This window comes from Leptothoe sp. EHU-05/26/07-4 (genome assembly GCF_043421015.1).
Taxonomy (GTDB): Bacteria; Cyanobacteriota; Cyanobacteriia; order Phormidesmidales; family Phormidesmidaceae; genus Leptothoe; species Leptothoe turfae.
Map to the genome: position 1 here is coordinate 26773 of NZ_JAXSQV010000003.1, position 17409 is coordinate 44181.

Genomic DNA, 17409 nt, shown 5'->3' on the forward strand with positions numbered 1-17409 from the left:
TGCCACTTTAAGAAGCTTCATAATATATATTCCCAGCAAATCTTGTTGATGTTCCGATTAAAAGCAGGGTGAAGTTATCTAAACTAAGCCTATTCAACGAAATATATTGATGACAACCAGTGGTCATAACATCAGAACGTGTCAGTAATTCCTTAATCTGTCGGCTTACAGTCTTGGGCAGTGTTGCCTTTGTGATCTCCTCCTGTACTGGCGGCAGTGGCGGTGGCAGCTCAGCTACCCCCGTCTCCATCTCCGAACCTGATCAACTGGTTCTAGAAGTTCAACCCATTCAAGTGTGTGATGACGATGGTATCGTTTGCGCCCAGGTTGAACTGTTTGAAGCCATTGCCGATAAAATTTGGGGTCAGGCCGGTATAGATATTGCGTTTCTGCCATTAAATCAGCTGAACGACAGCACCTATCTGACCACAGATGAAGATGAATTTATCGATCTGTCCTTCTCTGGCGATGCTGGGGATTTTGGGCGGCATCCCGACTCAACACGAACCGATGGCCCCATCAATCTTTGGTTTGTAGATGTGATCGAAACAACTACGGGTTTGGTGCAATTCGGTAATGCCTGGATCGGGTTAAACGGTGTGTTGGTCAGCGATGACATTTTGGACTTCAACAATGGGGCCGGACGCATTGATGTGATTGCCCACGAATTAGGCCACAATCTGGGGTTGAGGCATTCCACCTTTGGCGCAGGGGAGGCTGATAATGTGATGAGTAGTGGCGCTGTACGTACCGTCCCTGAATCGATTGACGATATTTTTCCAGACGGCGATAGGTTATCACGCTTAACCCCAGAGCAAATCGAACGGGCTCGGGAAAGCGACTTTTTGACTGAAGCAGAGCCGGATGACAACAGTCTACCGATTACGGAAGCAGATGCCATCCCTTTGCTATTGGCAGATGCGCTATCGGCGGATGAAGGTAGTCTGCCAATACCGGACGTATCTGCCATGCCTATGGCATTGGCAGATAGTCCAATTGCAACCATGGCTGGGAAACCGAGCCTGGCTCCTCAGCTATTAGCCTCCACCCAGGCTGTGGCAGCCGTTCCCGAACACTCACCGTCACCGTTGACCTGGCTATTGTTATTGCCTTTGGGTCATCGAGTTTATAGTCGAGTCAGTCGAAGCAAACGTTAGTCCTTTCGTTAGTCCTTTCTAAATTTATGGCCAGGGCATTAAACATTTTGCAAATTGTGCCTTCCATCTCGTTGGTATACGGCGGCCCCAGCCAGATGGTGCGGGGATTAAGTAGTGCCTTGGCCCGACAGGATGCCAATGTGACTGTATTGACAACAGATTCCAATGGCGATGAAGGCCAGGCTCCTTTAGATGTGCCGCTGAATCAACCTGTCGAGACAGACGGCTATCGCACCGTTTACTTTCGGTGTGCGCCGTTTCGGCGCTATAAGTTTTCCCTACCGCTATTGCAGTGGTTAAACCGCCATGGGTCCGAGTATGACATTGCCCATATCCATGCCCTATTTTCTCCGGTGACCAGTGCGGCGGCCACGGTGGCACGATGGCAAAAACTGCCCTACATTTTGCGGCCCTTGGGCACCCTTGACCCAGCAGACTTAGCCAAAAAGAAACAGTTTAAGCAGCTCTATGCAGCGGTGTTGGAGCGACCTAATATTCAAGGCGCAGCGGCGCTCCATTTCACCAGTCAACAGGAGGCTACTGTATCAGAACGCTTTGGGGTAACAACGCGAGATATTGTACTGCCCTTAGGAGTGACCACCCCCAAGGCAGTCAGTGCGGATGCTGGAGATATTCGACAGCGCTATGACATTGCAGAGGGTGTGCCCATCGTCTTGTTTATGTCGCGAATTGATCCTAAAAAAGGGCTGAATTTATTACTGCCTGCCCTAGAATCGCTGCGTCAGTCAGGTAGTCAGTTTCACTTTATGCTCTGTGGTGGTAACCCCCAAGACCAGGGCTATGTAGAGACCATCAGTCAGCGGATCACTCATTCCGTACTCAATGATTGCACTACGATTACAGGGTTTGTCTCTGGTGAACTGAAGACCCAAATTTTGCAAGCGGCGGATTTGTTTGTTCTACCGTCCTACTATGAAAACTTTGGCATTGCCGTGGCGGAGGCCATGGTGGCAGGCAAACCAGTGGTAATTTCAGACCAGGTCCACATTTGGCAAGACATTAAAAACAGTCAAAGTGGCTGGGTTATGAACTGCGATCAGACTGCTCTGACCCAAACTCTACATGATGCTCTTGCCGATTCTGGAGAACTCCGTCGGCGAGGAGACAATGGCCGTGTGTTTGCCCGGGAGAATTATGGGTGGGATGCGATCGCATCCCGTATGCTCACTATATACAATCAGCTTCTGAAGGTAAACTGAATAGTTGAAGTGAACCCGTATCTTTTATTTTGTAGAGATATTAATGGTTTGGATAATGTCTTGTGAGTCTGGCATGGATCTGGACATGCTCAGGTGGCCGATCGCAGTGAAGTTCAGCTGTAAGCCTAAGACATTTGAGGCATAGGTGGGAATGCCAGCATGAAATTGAAATTGCCTAAGGTGATGACGGGTTGAAATTTGATTGGTTTGATAGTTGGCTTGGATGTCCGTGGTGTTGTAACGCTTGATTAAGCTGTCGTGGTTGGTAAGTAAACCGCCGATGACCAGGGAAGCTCGCTTTTCGAGATCACTTGGAGTTTTGTCGTAAAGTTCAATTACAAAGTCTTGCTGGAATTCTTGGGTAATGGTTAATGGAGCTGGAGGGTCAGGCTGTGTTGAAGAATGAGATAGTTGCTGTAGGGGGTGATCAACCTGGAGTTTGCTGAGGTAAAGGGTGAGATAAGGTAAGGTAATGCTAGTTGGGTCAGTAATCGGAGTTACTCCCCAATGATTATCATCTTCAGGAATCTCTTTTTTTAGGTCGAGTTTTAGGGCGTCGGTGATGGCCTGTAGGAGATGGTGGATCACAGGAGTAGCCTAGGGGGTTTCTGCTATGGAGGGGATTGCCGTATCTAAATTAGTGGAGGAAAGTGGGTGGCCGTTGTTGTCGGTTGCAGAATCATTGGGTTGGGTTTCATCTGCCTTGGCAAGTTCTTCTTCAATGACTTGAATGGCACCACTGATGCGTAATAGTGTTTCGCGAACGTTATTCTGTTTTACTTCTAGATCAGCAAGAACTTTTTGACCTGACTCAAGTTCGGCTTTGAGTTGTTGGAGGCGTTGTTGGAGTTGTTGTTTCATATCATTTAGTTGATAGCGGCCCTGATGAATCACAATTCCACTTTCATGATGTAAGCAAGTGCATAGTAAGGGGGTCTATTTTCATGAGGCTGATTACTTCCAACTAACTTAATTTGTCCACAAGATACCAAATTTGGCTCTCCCGAAGTGTCATCAGTGCTCCCCTTTAATGTTCTTTTTCCATCAGAGAGCATAAGCTGGTTGAAAGCTCCATTGGAATGGTCGTGGCTGGGTAGATGAGCGATACCTAGTCGGACAGTGTTTGCACCACCACTCTCTTTTACTTTATAGGCTTGACCTGCACCGACTATAAATCTATCTCTAAGATCTGGAGTCCCATGACCTCCATCGCATAACTTCCAACCAGCAGGGATGTTAGAAGTGGTGCCAGACCACATAAGAATCATACCTGTCACGACTGCACCATTGCCGACAAATGCCTTTGCTGTAACAGTTGCTGCAATTTCTAGCTGACTGACCTCTTGAATTTCCAGCTTATCTGTCGCAGTTAAAATAATACGTGCATCTCTGTCTACAGTTGAACTTTGAGAAAAATCAATGTATGGAGATCCAGAACCATTATTCCTTAACTCAATGCTAGCATTGCCCGTTGTTCCTCCTGCCATAGAGATGCCAGGAGACGGTTTCGAACCACGATTTTTTTCTGGTAAATTGATATGGAATCCTTGAGGGTTATCTGTACCAATACCAACATTGCCATTGCTCCGAAGAGTCATAATTTTATTATGACTACTAAAATTATCATCGGTTAATTTGATATCTAACTGAGTACGAGATTTAACTGCATTATTTTCATATCGTCCAAGTGCTAGCGAGACTTTATTACCATAGGCCTGGCCACCTACACCTTCCCTAACGAGATGTAAAATATCGCGGGTACCGTTGGGGCTGTTGCCACCATTGTGGTTGGGGTCAAAGATGGTTAAAGCGGCCTCACCAAACGTACTAAAGCCACCGTCATGCGTTATTTTTTGATTGATGGTTAGTTTTGATAAAGGCGCTGTATTGTAAATGCCAACGTTACCGTTGTCTTTGGCAATGAACAATGCAGTTTTCCCTGCAGAATCGTGATGGTGGCGCAAGAAGTTTAAGCCATGGATTATTTCCCGTTCGTCATTTTCAATCGTAAAACCATTGTTGTCATCATAAATTTTGAGTTTAATGCCAGCTCTATATTTATGCCCACCTGCAGTACTGATTTTAATATGGTTATCTGATTGACTAAAATCGCCAATTTGGAGCTTTTCAGTAGGAGCTGTTGTGTTAATACCAACATTGCCTGCTGTTACACCAGTAGCCTCATCAGTTTTACCGATGATGGTTAACCTAGCACCAACGCTGCCTGGTGCATCAAAATGAATGGTCCCTGGAGCGACGCTTAAAACGGTATCATCCTGATAATCTATGTGTCCTCCTAAGCGAGATTTGCCACTGACATCCAGGCCTTGACCTGTCTTATCTTTGGTGGCAATTTTGGCACTGCCATTGATTTCAAGGGTTATATTGCCAGTGACTGCTAGCTTTGTATCGGCATTTTGAGGATCTGCAACAATATTGACGCTGTTAGCCAGTGTTAGTGCCCCCTTAATGGTAAGTGGCCCTTCCAGGGTGTCGCCTCCCTGACGATTGACCTTGGCCTTTTCTAGGCGCATGACTTCATCGTTGGTGGCATTCCAGTCAGTGGCTCGAATCAGGTCACCAGATTTCTTTTCTTCGGGGGCAAATGGGCTGGTCATAGCAGGGAATTCCAATGTGCTAAAAGCTGATACAGACAAGATGAAATCCTAAAAAATGATTTCCCAAACCAGGGTGAGTTTAAAGTCTTTAGTTTTACTAATATTTGGAAAAACAACTCGGTTATACATAATGCCTGTGTTGGCATCTCCGGCGTTAAACAGACCAGCCTCTCTGAGTTCGTAGGGTTTGCCGCCATTGTCAGACGGGTTGGGCTCTTCGAAGTCGAGATCAGCGCTAAGAACAATGCGACGGCTTTTTTGCTCTTTTTCTCCAGACTCCGTTGGTACAACCATTTGAATATCGGTTAAATCTTTGGCTAAATTGAGTCCTTTTAATTCTTTGCGAAACACTTCTTTAGCCAGTCCTGTATCCGTGTCTGGATTGACTGGCTCACCGCCTGTGCCAACAGCAATGTAGCGAATAGGGTCAATGGCTTGTTGGGCAAACAGTTTGGCAACTAAATCACGACCAGAGTAGACAATCGCATTGTTGGTGGCAGTGGTATCGATCGGCTGCCCGTTGGCATCGTATCGGTGGATGGTTAAACGGCCTCTCATGTCCAGTGCGTCAGCAATTTTCATAGTGAACCTGTCCTATGTGAACCTCGGTAAATAGCAACCTAAGCAAAGCGATTCCCGGAATTAAACTCGGTATAGTCAAAGACACCCGAGAGATGAAGCTGATCGGTTAAGTCATGGTGAATACCCTCGGGATAGGGTTGGAGCTGACTGCCGATGTCGAAGTTGGCTTCTTTGATTTGGTGCTGTTCTGTAAATGGCGATCGCACCACCGTCAGCCAGTCGATAAGAGCATGGTACTCTGTAAAACGCTTGCTATAAGCAATCACAGATAGCACCCCTGCTGCTTTCACCTGATCAATAATGGCAGGAATCTGGCGACGAGGATGGTCTTCTAACTCACCAAATTTATCGGTAAAACCAGGAATATCCCAAGGCACCTGGACTCGAAACGAACCAGGAATTTTGCGAATGACCTCAACGGTAAGATGGATGCCATAGTTGCTTACCTGTTGATGGGTGAGGGGGACGGGCTCATTGATGGGAACATCAAACCGCGATAAGTCAAACAGAGTTTGGTCAAACCTACCTGCGGGTTCACCCACCCTGGCTTCGATCCGCCAGTGGGATTGTCCCGTGGGCAATAGTGGAGGACTCTCTTGGGCCGGGATTTCTATCCCATTTAAAAATAAGCGCCCATCGGCCAGGACCTGTAATACATCTTCATTTACCCTGAGGGTGCCCTGGTACTCAAAAAAATCTTGGGTGTCTATATTGATAAACCGTAGATGAGTCAGGGGCTGTAATACAACTGCATTGGCCTGGTTATCTGCCCTGCGCACGTCTTGAATTTGGAGGCGTAGACTGGGTGCCGTTGGAATAACATTGGGGTTATTGATCTCGAACTGCTGTGGTAAGGACAGGTCTACCGTCTCAGTTGACGATGGAGCCAGCGCAAAGGGATGAATTTCAAAATGATCGCGGATCAAGTCTGGCAGATATTCTTCGATTTGAATCTGGGCCTTTGCCGCCTGGGATGCGGAATCATTACCAAAGATACCTAAGTTGGCTGCCACAATATCTCGAATACCAGCTTTGGTCGCTGCGCCCCGCCGCAAGACCTTAATTAAGGCTTTGAGACGATCCCGATAGGGGGCATAGCTTTTTTCAATCTCATTGGGGAACGCGGTTTCGATCAGCGCTCGATTAAGAATTTCTAAGGGCAGCCCATGGGTGGGAGCCTGCTGTAGCAGTTGTTGGATAGCAGGCGTCAGGATTGCGGTGGGGAACTGTTCCTGATTTTTGCGATATAAGCCCGTGTCTTTTAGGCAGAGGTTGAGGCCATCGGCCAAGGCCTTGCGGACGACCCTGGTTTGGGAGATGGTTCGCTTTTTAGGATCTGTCGCAATAAATATATTCAACGCCTGTTGCGTTGCACGGGGAAGACAACGCTGCAAGTATTGGGCAAAGGCAGTGTGGCCAGGGTGGCCAGGGTGGTCAGGGTGGAGTTTTTGGGAAAATTCAGGCAGTTGTTTGATGGCACCGGGATAAAATTGGGGATTTACCTGAATCAGCTGCGGTGTACCGCCCAGACGTTCTAAATATAGAGAGAGTATGTTATCCAAATCGCCCAGTAGGTGACTGCTAAACCCTTCGGAGCCCTGGTTGTCGGCAGTATCGACAAAGTGCGATCGCATCACCCGCAACAGATCCGTATCGGCCTGTTCTAAAATCTCGCCAAACACCGTCAGCAAATCTGGCAACAGCCCTTCGGTTCCGTCCGCCTGGTAAAAGGAAGGGAAACGACTGAGAAGACTGAGGGTTTTTCCGGTGGGGGGCATGGGATCGGGCTTAGGGGGTAGACAGCGGCCAATCGATGGTGATGGTAATGGCCTCAGCCGTTAAGGGCTGGAGAACGGCACGTTCGGTGAGACGAATCAGGATGTCACCGCCGGGTGGGAATAGGCCCAGGATGGCGAGGGTATAGTTGGAGCCTTGTAGTAGGGCTTTGGTTTGTTCGGCTAACTCAGCGGCATCTGGCGCATCTGGTGCGGTCTGAATATCGGCGCGATCAAGGCTATTAATGTGGGTGCCGATGGCGTTGAATATGTCTGTTTTAAATGAGTCATAGGCAAGAGATTGGGCTGGTTCAAATTTAGTGAGCTGAGGGACAAAGTCGGGTAGGTGAGTTTTGAGGGTTTGTTGAATGGCGGTCTCTAGGGCGGCTTGATTGTCGAAGGGGGTGCCCGTGATGTTGAAGTGCAGGGTGAGATTCGTAATACTGATGGGAATGGTTTGGATGTCGGTTGCGATCGCAAACTCCGTAGCCAATCGGGGTCGTTCAAACTGATCAACCCGAATCTCATTACCATCCAGGCGATCTGCCTGCAGCGTTCGCATCTCTCCCGTAGACCGCCACACTTGCACATCATCCTGTCGCCAGTTAACTCCTAGCACACCCTTCACCTCGCTAGCCAGGTTTGCCAATTGGCCCATGTCCACATTTTGCTCGGGTTGGAGTCCGGTCAGATAAGCGCTCAGCTGTTGTTCCACTTCAGCCTGGATTGCCCGCTTGTCTGCGACCGTTGCCTTAGGGGCAACCGTTAGCTTCAGGGCACCGGAGATGTCTAGATCATGTTCATAGATAAAGGCAAGACCCAGCTCAGCTTGTTCGACTAAACTGACCGGGATGGCGTTGCTGGTGTTGTTATCGGCCATATCGGCCCAAAATTGAGGAACCAGCTCAACGGTGGCCTCAAAATTTTGGTCGGGAGCCACCGCCTCAAGCTGCTGGATCAAACGCTGTCGCTGGATCGCCTGGGCCGGTCGCAATCGATTAAAAAAGGTTTGCAGAACATCCTCAATGCTGCGATGCAGCTCATCGGTGAGCCCCGTTGCCTGGATATAAACCTGTACTATCAGCGGTTTAATTTCTGTAGCCACCCGCAGGTGGCGGGGTTCAAACTTTTCATGGATATCGGCCTCTAGTCGCTTGGTGGCGGCATCATGGGTTTGTGCCGGAGCCGCTGTCAGGGTTGTGGTCAGGGTAAAATCCACCAGGTCATTTACAGCTACCGGGGACAACAGGGTTTGCGTAAGTTGTGACATCAACAGCGGTTGCCCCATGCTTTGTTGCTGCAAATGCTCGGTTAGATCGGCCTGGAGCTGCTGCTCCAGGGTCTGGCGTTCTTCGGTTGACCAACGTCGCCCTGGGGTGAGTTCAACGAGAAATACGCCGTCTAATTGGATCGCCTGGGCAGGCTTGGGCAAGACATAGATGCCAGCGGCGCGGGAGCGGTCGATGGCGGTTTCTAGGGCCTGTACCTGGGTGGGGTTAGTAAAATCGACACCATCCACAAACACTTCGATCAGGCCAAAATCTTTTAAGACAATGGCATTGTCATTGCGAATGGTGACAACGACACCGCCATCCAACTCCAGCGGTTGCCACGGTGCCGCTGCGTCTACTTGCCCAGCTTCTCCACGCACAACGGCTTCTACGTCGACCTTTTGGGATGACTCTGGATCAGGATTGGGGCTTAGCCTGACCAGGGTGCGAGTTTTAAACCGGTTTCCTCCTGGGTCTAAAACCAGCTCGGTGCCCCTGGGGATTGTGATTTCTGTTGTGGTTTCTGTTGTAGTTTCTGGATCAGGGGTCAGGGTTACCTGGCCACGGGCAAAGTGAAAATTCTCTCGCACCTGCACTTCTTTCACACCGGGCAGGTTAAAGATGGCATTTTCGACGGTGGTGGTATTGGCTCCGCTGGTGGCTAATAGTGCGGTTTTGGCCCGTGCTCGCAGGTCGTCATCGGTTTCTCGGTGTTTGCCAGTAAAGCGAATGGGTTGTTCGTTGGTAACGGTTTTGATCCCCGATAGGGGTTGGGGCATGACTTCAATGGTGTTGGCCGCTGTCGCTTCACTGTCCCCCGGTGCGATCGCTTGCACCCTCACCTGTACCTGGTTGTCGGTTGGACCTAGCTGTTTGGTTTCCACCGTTTGATATGACTTTTTAACCGTGTCGGCGTCTTCGCTGGTGGTCACCACAAACCCCAGGGGAATTTCTAAGGTTTCATCAATGCCCAGATCCCGTTCAAAGGTGACCAGCCCGGTGGCAAAATCTGGCTCCCCGCGCTGGATGCCCAATACGGCCACCACCCGCTCTAAATGGATACCGGTGGCGGTTTCGACAAATCCCGACAGATATACCCGATGCATTTGCTCATACAGCAGTGCCATTTCGTAGGCGAAGGTTTCGTAGAGTGTGCGGGCAACACTGCCGGTCTCAAAGTCAGAAATGCTCGCTGGGGTGCGATCGCGCATTTCTGTAAATAACTGAGAAAAACTTTTTGGTTCAAATGCCATGGCGTTAGCCCCCCAACCCCAATGCCAGGTCCAGTGTCAGCAGCTCATCGTCATCGATGGGGCGGACGATTACGGTAACGCCTAAAATATCTCGCGACACCCCCCGGGATGGAGGCGCAAATACAACATTAACCACTTCTGAAATGCGAGATTCTTGGGCCAGACAGTCCCGAATATACATTTCTGTCAGCAGCTGGGTGCGACGGTTGTTGGGTTCTCCGACCAGTTCATGTAGGCGAGAGCCATAGGTGCTATGCCCCAAAGATTTCAGCTCACCCTGGCGGGTATGGAGACGATTTAGCAGGGCCTGGGCCAGATTGTTGCGTCCACTGACGGCAGCAATATCTTGCTGTTCCACCGTCAGGTCAACCCCCGCCCGAGCCGCTACCGGCTGACCCATCTGACGGCGGGTGAGTTTGAGATCAATTTTATTCAGCCCCTCTGCCATTGAGTCTCTCCTAAACACTCACGTTATGCTTGACTTTTTACCTTTAAAACAATCTGATCGATGAGCGTCTGGGGCAGGTTCACCGTTGCCTTAGACAGGTCCAGACGACCTGTAACGGTAACATTGCCATTGACCGTAACATGACCATTGACGGTTAAATGGTTACCGACAGTTAAGTTCTTGTCTACCACTAGATTGTTGTTTGTGGTGACGTTGCCATTGATCGTGACCTGGTTTTGGGGCGGCACAGACAGGGCGATATTGCCATTCTCTGCAATTTCAATACGAGTTTTGTGGCGCTGTAGCACAATATGGTTAGGCCGCACGTCTAACGAGGTTTTAGCATCTGGCCGTAGCCGGATGCCATTTTGTTGATCAACCACTAACTGGTTGCCGTTATTGGTTTCTAGTCGAATGCCCTCATCCTGATGCAATGAGACTACGGCATGGCCTGATTTATCACCCTTATGGGGGCACTGGCTGTCGGTGCCTTCGCACCAGTTTCCCTCTTGCTCATCTAGGGGCTTTTCCACCCGGCTGGGCATATCGTAAGGACAGATAAAAATCTTTAGGTAAAGCGGTTGTTCAAAATCAGGGTTTTCCGTTGGCTTGGGGCCTTCAATCTGGCCGGTATTCACATCAAACTTATAATCGCTATTGGCCCCTTTAATGCGCACCATCCCTTATCCCACCTTTGTATTTCGTGCTTTTGCCTGAATCGAGTTAATCTTTTCTGTGGGGACCATAATCGGGCAGGGTGCGCCTAGATTTCCCACATGTTGATGCATGCTAAGAATAATATCGTCATTGTCTGCCACTGCATTACCGGGCATGCGCCCGCCGAGTTGCACCGACCCAGTTGTGGCGTCTCCGACTTTGATCGAGCCCATGCTTTTGACAGTGACGCTACTGCTGGCGGCATCCAGGGTAATACCACCCCCCTCAATGTTGAGTTTACAGGTGCCATTATCAATGGAAACATTGCCCCCAGAGAGGGTAATGGTACACTGCTGATTTTTAATCGTAATATTGTCGTCTTTAACGCTCACCTCACTCTTTTCATTTACGGCACTGAGTTCACCATCTTTGACAGTCACAACATTTTTTTCATCTTTACTGGTAAGGGTGACTGCGCCTTCTGTATCAATTTTGAGGCTGCCGCCTTCTTTTAAGCCATGCTGCAACAAAAATTCTTTTTCTTTATTAACAGGCGGCTGGTCGGGGTCATTGTAGAGGCGACCGATAATGACTGGAGCGTTAAGGTTGCCGCCGATAAAGGTGACTAGGACCATATCGCCCACGTTGGGGATATTCACTAGACCTAGATGGGGTGTGGTAACCGGCACCTGGCGTAGTTCAAAGTCTTGGCCGTCGGGTTGTTTTTTATTTTTAAGCTTGATCGAACATTGATAGTTTTCTTTGTCGCTGTCAGATTTGTGAGGGAAGATGGCGGTGACAATGCCCAGCTCGGTGGTGTAAATCTTGCGGGCCTCGTGGGCGGCTACCTTTTTCATGACGCCGACAATGGAATCCATCAGGTTTGCTCCCAATCAATGGTGGTATAAAAGCCTTTACGGCGGCTGAGGTGATGGGCGACGCCGGTAATTTTGAAGGTGCCATTGTGTTGATCTTGGGGCATCTTTTCAATTTTGATGGCATCGCCCAGCTTGATGTTGGAGTCGCCCAGGACGCGTACCTGGCCTCGTTGTTTTTGTTGTTTCTGGGCTAGCAGAGCCTGAGCCACTTTGTTAGCAACGGCCTGGGTGCGGGCGGTGGGGTCGGCGATGCGTAGTTTTGTGCCAGTGCCACCTCCGGCGGTGCCTTTGACGTCTTTTTTGGTGAGCCAGCTATAGGCTTGGTCGCCCTGTCCTTGGCTGGCGGGGCTTTCGCCGTAAACTTCGACGGCGGTGATGTTGGGGGCGGGTTGGGCCTGGTGATAGTTTAGGATGTTGTTGCCGTAGGTGAGGGTATGGGTGGTGGTGGGGTTATATTTGGCGAAGACAAGTTTGTCGTCGGTGTTGGCGTAGAGGTCAAAGTTACATTGGTGGGCGAGGTGGGTGAGGTGATCGTAGGTGGATTGTTGGTCGCCGATGGTGTAGGTGGGGAAGGTGAGGCCGTTTTCGATTTTGGCGGTTTTTAGGTTGAGGCGGCTTTGGGCGATGTCTTTGACGATGTCACCGGCGGTGGGTTTTTCGTAGAGGAGGTTTAGGTGGGTGGTGGTGAGGGTATGGAAGGTGCTGAGGGCTTCGATGGTGATGTGGTCGATGCCGTGGTTAATGGTGTGGGCGGTGCCAGTGAAGATGGGGATAGTGGTGTTGTTATAGCCTAGGGCGATAGTGATGGGGGCATTGGAGGAGGGGGCGAGATCGCTTGGAGTGCTAAGGATGATGTGGCAGTGATGGGTAGGGGTAAGGAGGGAGGCATGAGAGTGCAAGGAAAGGAGATGAGTAGACGCATAGGAGATAGAGTCAACGATGATTTCGTGGATAATGGATTGCATCGGTTTTAACTGATAAATTAAATGGCTATTGCAACCAAATCTAAGTGTTAGCCAAAGTCTATCCTCTTTGTTAAATGATCCTTCGTTTTAGAAGATCATTTAGGTTTATCCCATACTTCCTAATTGCCTTTATTTGAGCTTTGAGAAATCTTTTCTTCTACACCAACAAACTCAGCTTCTTTCCAAAGCCGCCGCCTAAGGATCTTACCAAAAGTATCCGCCTTTGAATTCGGATCCTCTTCTTGAAATCGAGTATCTTCAAGCACTCTTTTCCAGTAATCTATTCTAGCTAGATTCAACTCAACAACAGCAGCCTCTGTCATGTTTTTTGGTGCTTTTTCAATGGTTAAGGAGTTTTTGAAGTCATGATTAAAGATTTTCAACAATGCACCTACTTGAAAATTAATTATCATATTCTGAGTGTCAGTTAACTCTTGCTGATATACTCCCGTTTTTTGCATAAAAATAAATCTCTTTTTTGTCTGTTCTCCAAATGAATTTAAGGTTTCAGCAATTTGTTCCTTTGTCGCCTTATCTATGAGATTTTGTCGAAAACAGAATCCTAAAGCATCTTTTGTTATTTTATCAGCAGATAGTTGTTTTTCAGCTCTACTAGAAGTCAAATAGTCTCTACTTACTATGGAAGGGATTAGAAGCTTTATCTCCTTAATTGCGTTGTCATGATTAAGATACTCAAATCGTTTTGGCTTTTCATAAACTTTCTTGATATTAACAACCAAAGAAATATAACTCCATCTAACTTGAAATGCTGTCCAATCAAAATTCTGTGTTCCACGATATTTTCCCAAAAGCTCATCGTATTTTTCGTAAAAAGACCTTATTAGAGTTCCATTATCACTCTGAATAATGTCTATAACTTCTGAAAAACCCTGTAGTATAGAAGAATACGCGTTGAACCACGGTATTTGAATTCTAAAATCCTTATTGTCATCAATTTTTGGAAACGATTGATACTTTTTAGGTTGATTTATTAACGATCCATCATCTTCCAAAATATCGTAATAAATCTGAGGTAGATATTTCCCAGATAATTCAGGATAAAATTTTCCGTAGAATACTTCTTTAAACCAATTATTTTTAAAATCTTTTAAGATTTTTTTCAACGAAGGAAATGTTATGTCAACACCCTTGTCATCTACTAGTTCACACCCTTCGTCTAAGATGAAAGATAAATATTTTCCTATTGACGTTTTCTCATTTTTTGACCAAATATTTATAAGTCGATGAAGGTTATCTTTCTTGCAAATTGGTAAAAAAGCATCATTATCTATTACCCCAATAGTTCTTCCAATCTGCCCAACCTTCTTCATGTAAATAGCATTACCCACATTAAACTTAGGGCCAAATCGATCGCCGTTACCTAACAAACAATCAACTGCCAAAATTCGGCCTACACTAATCATGAGATTTTCATCTGCAAGAATCTCTTTATTCTTATAAAAAGAAAAGATGATTTTTTTGAGATCATGTTTTTTTTGTATTACTATCTTTAGCTCATCTTTGGTTATAATATTTGCTTTACTTTTGTCATTAATGGAATAGTCTGGATAGTCTGAACTATCTTCTAACCAGTCTGTCAAATCGCCAATTTCTGATAGCATGTCACCTTCAAGGCACTTCATGACAATCAAGTATTTTGCCTTATTTAAATTGGCCTCATAATCCTTATACTTTCTTTGTTTTTCCTTTTGTTTCTCTGTGGTTGCAGAAGCATTTAATTCTTTTTTTATTTCTTGTTTAATATGCTGAATAATTTTCTCTCCATATTCTATGTCGCTTTTGTCTGCACTTTGTAGAGGTATTATGAGAGGCGTGGTAGTTTTGGCTCTACCCAATTCTTGCAATACATGCTCAGCAAATAATACTTGTTGTGGCACATCTGTGAATTTGACAACAAGTCTTCCTTTAGAAGAAGAAGAGGAAAAATCTACGAAGACAACTCCTCCCTTTGCGCCACTAGCCGATATGCTTATACGATCCAGGTTTTGCCACCAGTTGGCCCAATTAAAGAACGCATGGAGATCAAGTTTTCTTTTTTCTAATGGATCTACGTTTTCAAGTCGTCGTCGTCGTCGTCGTCCCTGTGCCCGTTGTAGTTCCTGATCAGCTCGTTGATCTTTTTCTTTCTCCTGCCTTAGAGCTCCTCGTAATGCTTCAGGATTAAATACTTGTGCACGCGCCACCGCACGTCTTTTTTTGTTTTTTTCATATTCTGTTGCTGACATGTCAAACTCCTACTAATACTTGATTTAACTTACTTAATCGGTCACTAAGAGATTAATTTCCCATGGCTCATCTTCGTCTTCAAATGATAATAAAAAGCCTTCTGCCTCTGTAGAGATTTGATGAATTAAAAGTCCGTCCGAATCAACACTCCCTTTATTTCGCGGCAAAATACCGTCATCTATAATATAATGCTTGCCAGCTTTCTCTTTAATTATTAGTTGTAAAGATAATAGAATATCTTCGTCATACAAAATATCCTCATCATCAAATCCACTGCCCTTCAAGTCAATCTCAAAAGTCTCAGATTCATCTTGGAATTTCAATAATATGGAGGCTGCCCACAAACAAACCGGATGTACTAAAATCCCATCTTCATCCACCGTTCCCTCACTTGGCGGCATCATCCCATCATCCAATCGATACCCCACCCCCGCTTTCTCTTCAACCAGTAAACTCAACATGCCAAAGTCATCGTCATCATCAAAATTCGGGGGTTCCGTATAAAAATATGTCCAAGCCACCAACGGATACCCCATCTTATCCGTCCCCGGCTTGCCATCATTCATCGTCAACCGCAGCTGATAGGGTCCCTTCTCCGGCGGCAAATACCCATTCGGAAAATCTGGCTGATAATTATCCACCACCAGATCATTCCAGGCAATACTCCCCAGCCAAGGAATCTCCACCTCTTCTCCATCCTTAATCTTGCTGCCAGCCACTAACTCACCCCGTCGCAGGTAAGTGCTGAGCATTCCCTGATCCCACACCGTTTCCCAAATCGCCTCAGGATAGCCCGGTGCAAATAGTTCAAACTTAGCCTTATAAAACCGATCCATATTGCGCACCTTCCACGCAATCAATGGATTCTGTACCCGCGAGATAAAGCTAAAGGTTTCTGACACCTCTGCAAAGTATTTCCCCTTTTTTGTCTTGTTCCCTTTGCCATTGTTAAATGTTTCCGATACCTCATCACCCAAGATCAACGACAGCCTAGTCACGCCATGGAAAGGACTGCTGCTCACTGTTGGCGGGGCAATGCCATATCGCTGGGGCAACGGCTTTAGACTGAGCCGACGCGGGGGTTGCCTGGTCGGTTTGCGTGGCTTATCTAACCCCACCAACGGCGGAAACGGATAATCTGCCCCTGGTTTATCCAATGGCTGTTGTTTGATTAATTTGGTCGCTTCAACAGGCATTTGATATATTTCTCCCTGACACCCCTGCCGTGTACATACAAGTATTGGAATTTAGTGTTGGCGGTTGCATTACCCCCTCTAACTCCCCCTAAAGCCCTCCGGGCATGGGCTAAAGCCTAAGGTAAGGGGGAGAACTGGAGTTTCCCCCTTGGTAAGGCTACGGTGTACACACAACTGGAAGATGATTGGCATCGAGTATGATAAACAACGGTTCCCCTTGGCAAGGGGAACCAACGGAGGGGTCTTCGGTCGTTAGCGCTAGTTATCCAGCCCCCTCCCTGACGGTTCCCCTTACGAAGGGGAACCCCTAGTAGGCCATATTGAAACCTAGGATTTTTAAGGGTTTTAGCCATTCTCTCTGACTTATGTATACACCGTAGCTTGGTAAGGGGGAATTAAGGGAGGTAAGGCAGGATTCTGAACTCCCTGCCGAGATGTTTGTACACCGTAGCCCTGACAACCCCATATAAATCATGACTAAATTTGAACCTTTGAATGTAGAGATGTTCCATGGAGCGTCTCTACGATATTTTAGAAATTCCTCCCAATATTTTAGAAATTTATTAATGGTTTCTACGCCATCTCCTCAGGATCACCTGCCCCGAGGGGAAACTCCCAACTAACGGGTTTTGTAGCATCGTCCTCACTGGACCATAGGGTCAAATTGGCCTGTGTAGCCGTTGGCGATACGGCCTGACTCATATAGCCATTAACATCTGTAGTACCCGTGTAGGTTTCACCACTGACCTCTAGCTCATAGCGCTTATTGGCATAGGGTTCATCATTCTCATCAGTAAACGCATAAGAGAAATAGGCCTTGAGTGTCTTTACTTGAAATACATACTGACGATTACGGGGATCATCTGGCCCAAAGGCTTCAATTTGTACCTGTTTGACCCGTTTTTCAGGAATAAAAATCTTGTCATCTACAAACAATTCACCATCCGGTCGCTGCCGCCGTAGATTGTTATTTTCAGGATGATAAAAAATAGTATCTGTCGAACGAAACCCCGCTGTATGGGCAATGCCCGTTAGCGTATCGCCTAACTTAACAACATAAACCTCACCTGAACTCTCCATAGATAGCCACCTTTTAGGCCGTAAACTTAATTAATTTCCTAGAAAGAGAGACACAATACCAA

15 protein-coding genes are annotated in these 17409 nt (G+C 47.1%); 2 read left to right on the top strand and 13 right to left on the bottom strand.

Translation table 11 applies throughout. The features are described 5' to 3' along the window. The first annotated feature begins 119 nt into the window (after positions 1 to 119). Positions 120 to 1157, top strand: a complete 1038-nt coding sequence (locus U2F10_RS07995; RefSeq protein WP_499871640.1) for a hypothetical protein — start codon at positions 120 to 122, stop codon at positions 1155 to 1157. Positions 1158 to 1183: 26 nt separating this feature from the next. Further along, positions 1184 to 2377: a hormogonium polysaccharide biosynthesis glycosyltransferase HpsP gene (gene hpsP / locus U2F10_RS08000; protein ID WP_499871641.1), complete on the top strand. Its 1194-nt coding sequence runs from the start codon at positions 1184 to 1186 to the stop codon at positions 2375 to 2377. Positions 2378 to 2401: 24 nt separating this feature from the next. Here the strand turns inward: hpsP and U2F10_RS08005 are convergent, their stop codons facing one another. The 13 genes from U2F10_RS08005 to U2F10_RS08065 form a co-directional block, all read right to left on the bottom strand. Then, positions 2402 to 2965, bottom strand: a complete 564-nt coding sequence (locus U2F10_RS08005; RefSeq protein ID WP_163660258.1) for a hypothetical protein — start codon at positions 2963 to 2965, stop codon at positions 2402 to 2404. Positions 2966 to 2974: 9 nt separating this feature from the next. Continuing rightward, on the bottom strand, positions 2975 to 3238 hold the full coding sequence (locus U2F10_RS08010) for a hypothetical protein (protein WP_163660255.1): 264 nt from the start codon (positions 3236 to 3238) through the stop codon (positions 2975 to 2977). A gap of 29 nt (positions 3239 to 3267) precedes the next feature. Next, complete coding sequence (locus U2F10_RS08015; protein WP_499871642.1) at positions 3268 to 5034, bottom strand: hypothetical protein; 1767 nt, start codon at positions 5032 to 5034, stop codon at positions 3268 to 3270. Positions 5035 to 5043: 9 nt separating this feature from the next. Beyond that, a complete protein-coding gene (locus U2F10_RS08020; RefSeq protein ID WP_499871643.1) occupies positions 5044 to 5577 on the bottom strand; it encodes a hypothetical protein in 534 nt (177 codons plus the stop codon). Positions 5578 to 5615: 38 nt separating this feature from the next. Next, positions 5616 to 7355: a hypothetical protein gene (locus U2F10_RS08025; protein ID WP_499871644.1), complete on the bottom strand. Its 1740-nt coding sequence runs from the start codon at positions 7353 to 7355 to the stop codon at positions 5616 to 5618. A 10-nt stretch (positions 7356 to 7365) separates the two neighbouring features. Then, positions 7366 to 9876 carry a baseplate J/gp47 family protein gene (locus U2F10_RS08030; protein WP_499871645.1) on the bottom strand — a complete coding sequence of 837 codons (2511 nt, stop codon included), beginning with the start codon at positions 9874 to 9876 and terminating at the stop codon, positions 7366 to 7368. Between the two features lie 4 nt (positions 9877 to 9880). Next, positions 9881 to 10324, bottom strand: coding sequence for a GPW/gp25 family protein (locus U2F10_RS08035; RefSeq protein ID WP_499871647.1), 444 nt, complete (start codon positions 10322 to 10324; stop codon positions 9881 to 9883). Positions 10325 to 10347: 23 nt separating this feature from the next. Further along, positions 10348 to 11004 (bottom strand): polymer-forming cytoskeletal protein, encoded by a 657-nt coding sequence (locus U2F10_RS08040; RefSeq protein ID WP_163660245.1) that lies wholly within the window; start codon positions 11002 to 11004, stop codon positions 10348 to 10350. A 3-nt stretch (positions 11005 to 11007) separates the two neighbouring features. Beyond that, complete coding sequence (locus U2F10_RS08045) at positions 11008 to 11859, bottom strand: phage baseplate assembly protein V (RefSeq protein WP_499871648.1); 852 nt, start codon at positions 11857 to 11859, stop codon at positions 11008 to 11010. After that, complete coding sequence (locus U2F10_RS08050; protein WP_499871650.1) at positions 11859 to 12824, bottom strand: hypothetical protein; 966 nt, start codon at positions 12822 to 12824, stop codon at positions 11859 to 11861. The genes U2F10_RS08045 and U2F10_RS08050 overlap by 1 nt, the downstream gene beginning before the upstream one ends. Positions 12825 to 12943: 119 nt before the next feature. Next, on the bottom strand, positions 12944 to 15070 hold the full coding sequence (locus U2F10_RS08055) for a hypothetical protein (protein ID WP_499871651.1): 2127 nt from the start codon (positions 15068 to 15070) through the stop codon (positions 12944 to 12946). A 33-nt stretch (positions 15071 to 15103) separates the two neighbouring features. Beyond that, positions 15104 to 16267 (bottom strand): hypothetical protein, encoded by a 1164-nt coding sequence (locus tag U2F10_RS08060; RefSeq protein WP_499871652.1) that lies wholly within the window; start codon positions 16265 to 16267, stop codon positions 15104 to 15106. Between the two features lie 573 nt (positions 16268 to 16840). Continuing rightward, a complete protein-coding gene (locus U2F10_RS08065) occupies positions 16841 to 17347 on the bottom strand; it encodes a hypothetical protein (RefSeq protein ID WP_499871654.1) in 507 nt (168 codons plus the stop codon). Positions 17348 to 17409 lie beyond the last annotated feature (62 nt).

Excerpts from the sequence above, each read along its gene's own strand:
- U2F10_RS08030 (WP_499871645.1), bottom strand. The coding sequence starts at position 9,876 with ATGGCATTTGAACCAAAAAGTTTTTCTCAGTTATTTACAGAAATGCGC.
- U2F10_RS08045 (WP_499871648.1), bottom strand. The coding sequence starts at position 11,859 with ATGGATTCCATTGTCGGCGTCATGAAAAAGGTAGCCGCCCACGAGGCC.
- hpsP (WP_499871641.1), top strand. The coding sequence starts at position 1,184 with ATGGCCAGGGCATTAAACATTTTGCAAATTGTGCCTTCCATCTCGTTG.
- U2F10_RS08055 (WP_499871651.1), bottom strand. The coding sequence starts at position 15,070 with ATGTCAGCAACAGAATATGAAAAAAACAAAAAAAGACGTGCGGTGGCG.
- U2F10_RS08060 (WP_499871652.1), bottom strand. The coding sequence starts at position 16,267 with ATGCCTGTTGAAGCGACCAAATTAATCAAACAACAGCCATTGGATAAA.
- U2F10_RS08040 (WP_163660245.1), bottom strand. The coding sequence starts at position 11,004 with ATGGTGCGCATTAAAGGGGCCAATAGCGATTATAAGTTTGATGTGAAT.
- U2F10_RS08025 (WP_499871644.1), bottom strand. The coding sequence starts at position 7,355 with ATGCCCCCCACCGGAAAAACCCTCAGTCTTCTCAGTCGTTTCCCTTCC.
- U2F10_RS08020 (WP_499871643.1), bottom strand. The coding sequence starts at position 5,577 with ATGAAAATTGCTGACGCACTGGACATGAGAGGCCGTTTAACCATCCAC.
- U2F10_RS08050 (WP_499871650.1), bottom strand. The coding sequence starts at position 12,824 with ATGCAATCCATTATCCACGAAATCATCGTTGACTCTATCTCCTATGCG.
- U2F10_RS08035 (WP_499871647.1), bottom strand. The coding sequence starts at position 10,324 with ATGGCAGAGGGGCTGAATAAAATTGATCTCAAACTCACCCGCCGTCAG.
- U2F10_RS08065 (WP_499871654.1), bottom strand. The coding sequence starts at position 17,347 with ATGGAGAGTTCAGGTGAGGTTTATGTTGTTAAGTTAGGCGATACGCTA.
- U2F10_RS08010 (WP_163660255.1), bottom strand. The coding sequence starts at position 3,238 with ATGAAACAACAACTCCAACAACGCCTCCAACAACTCAAAGCCGAACTT.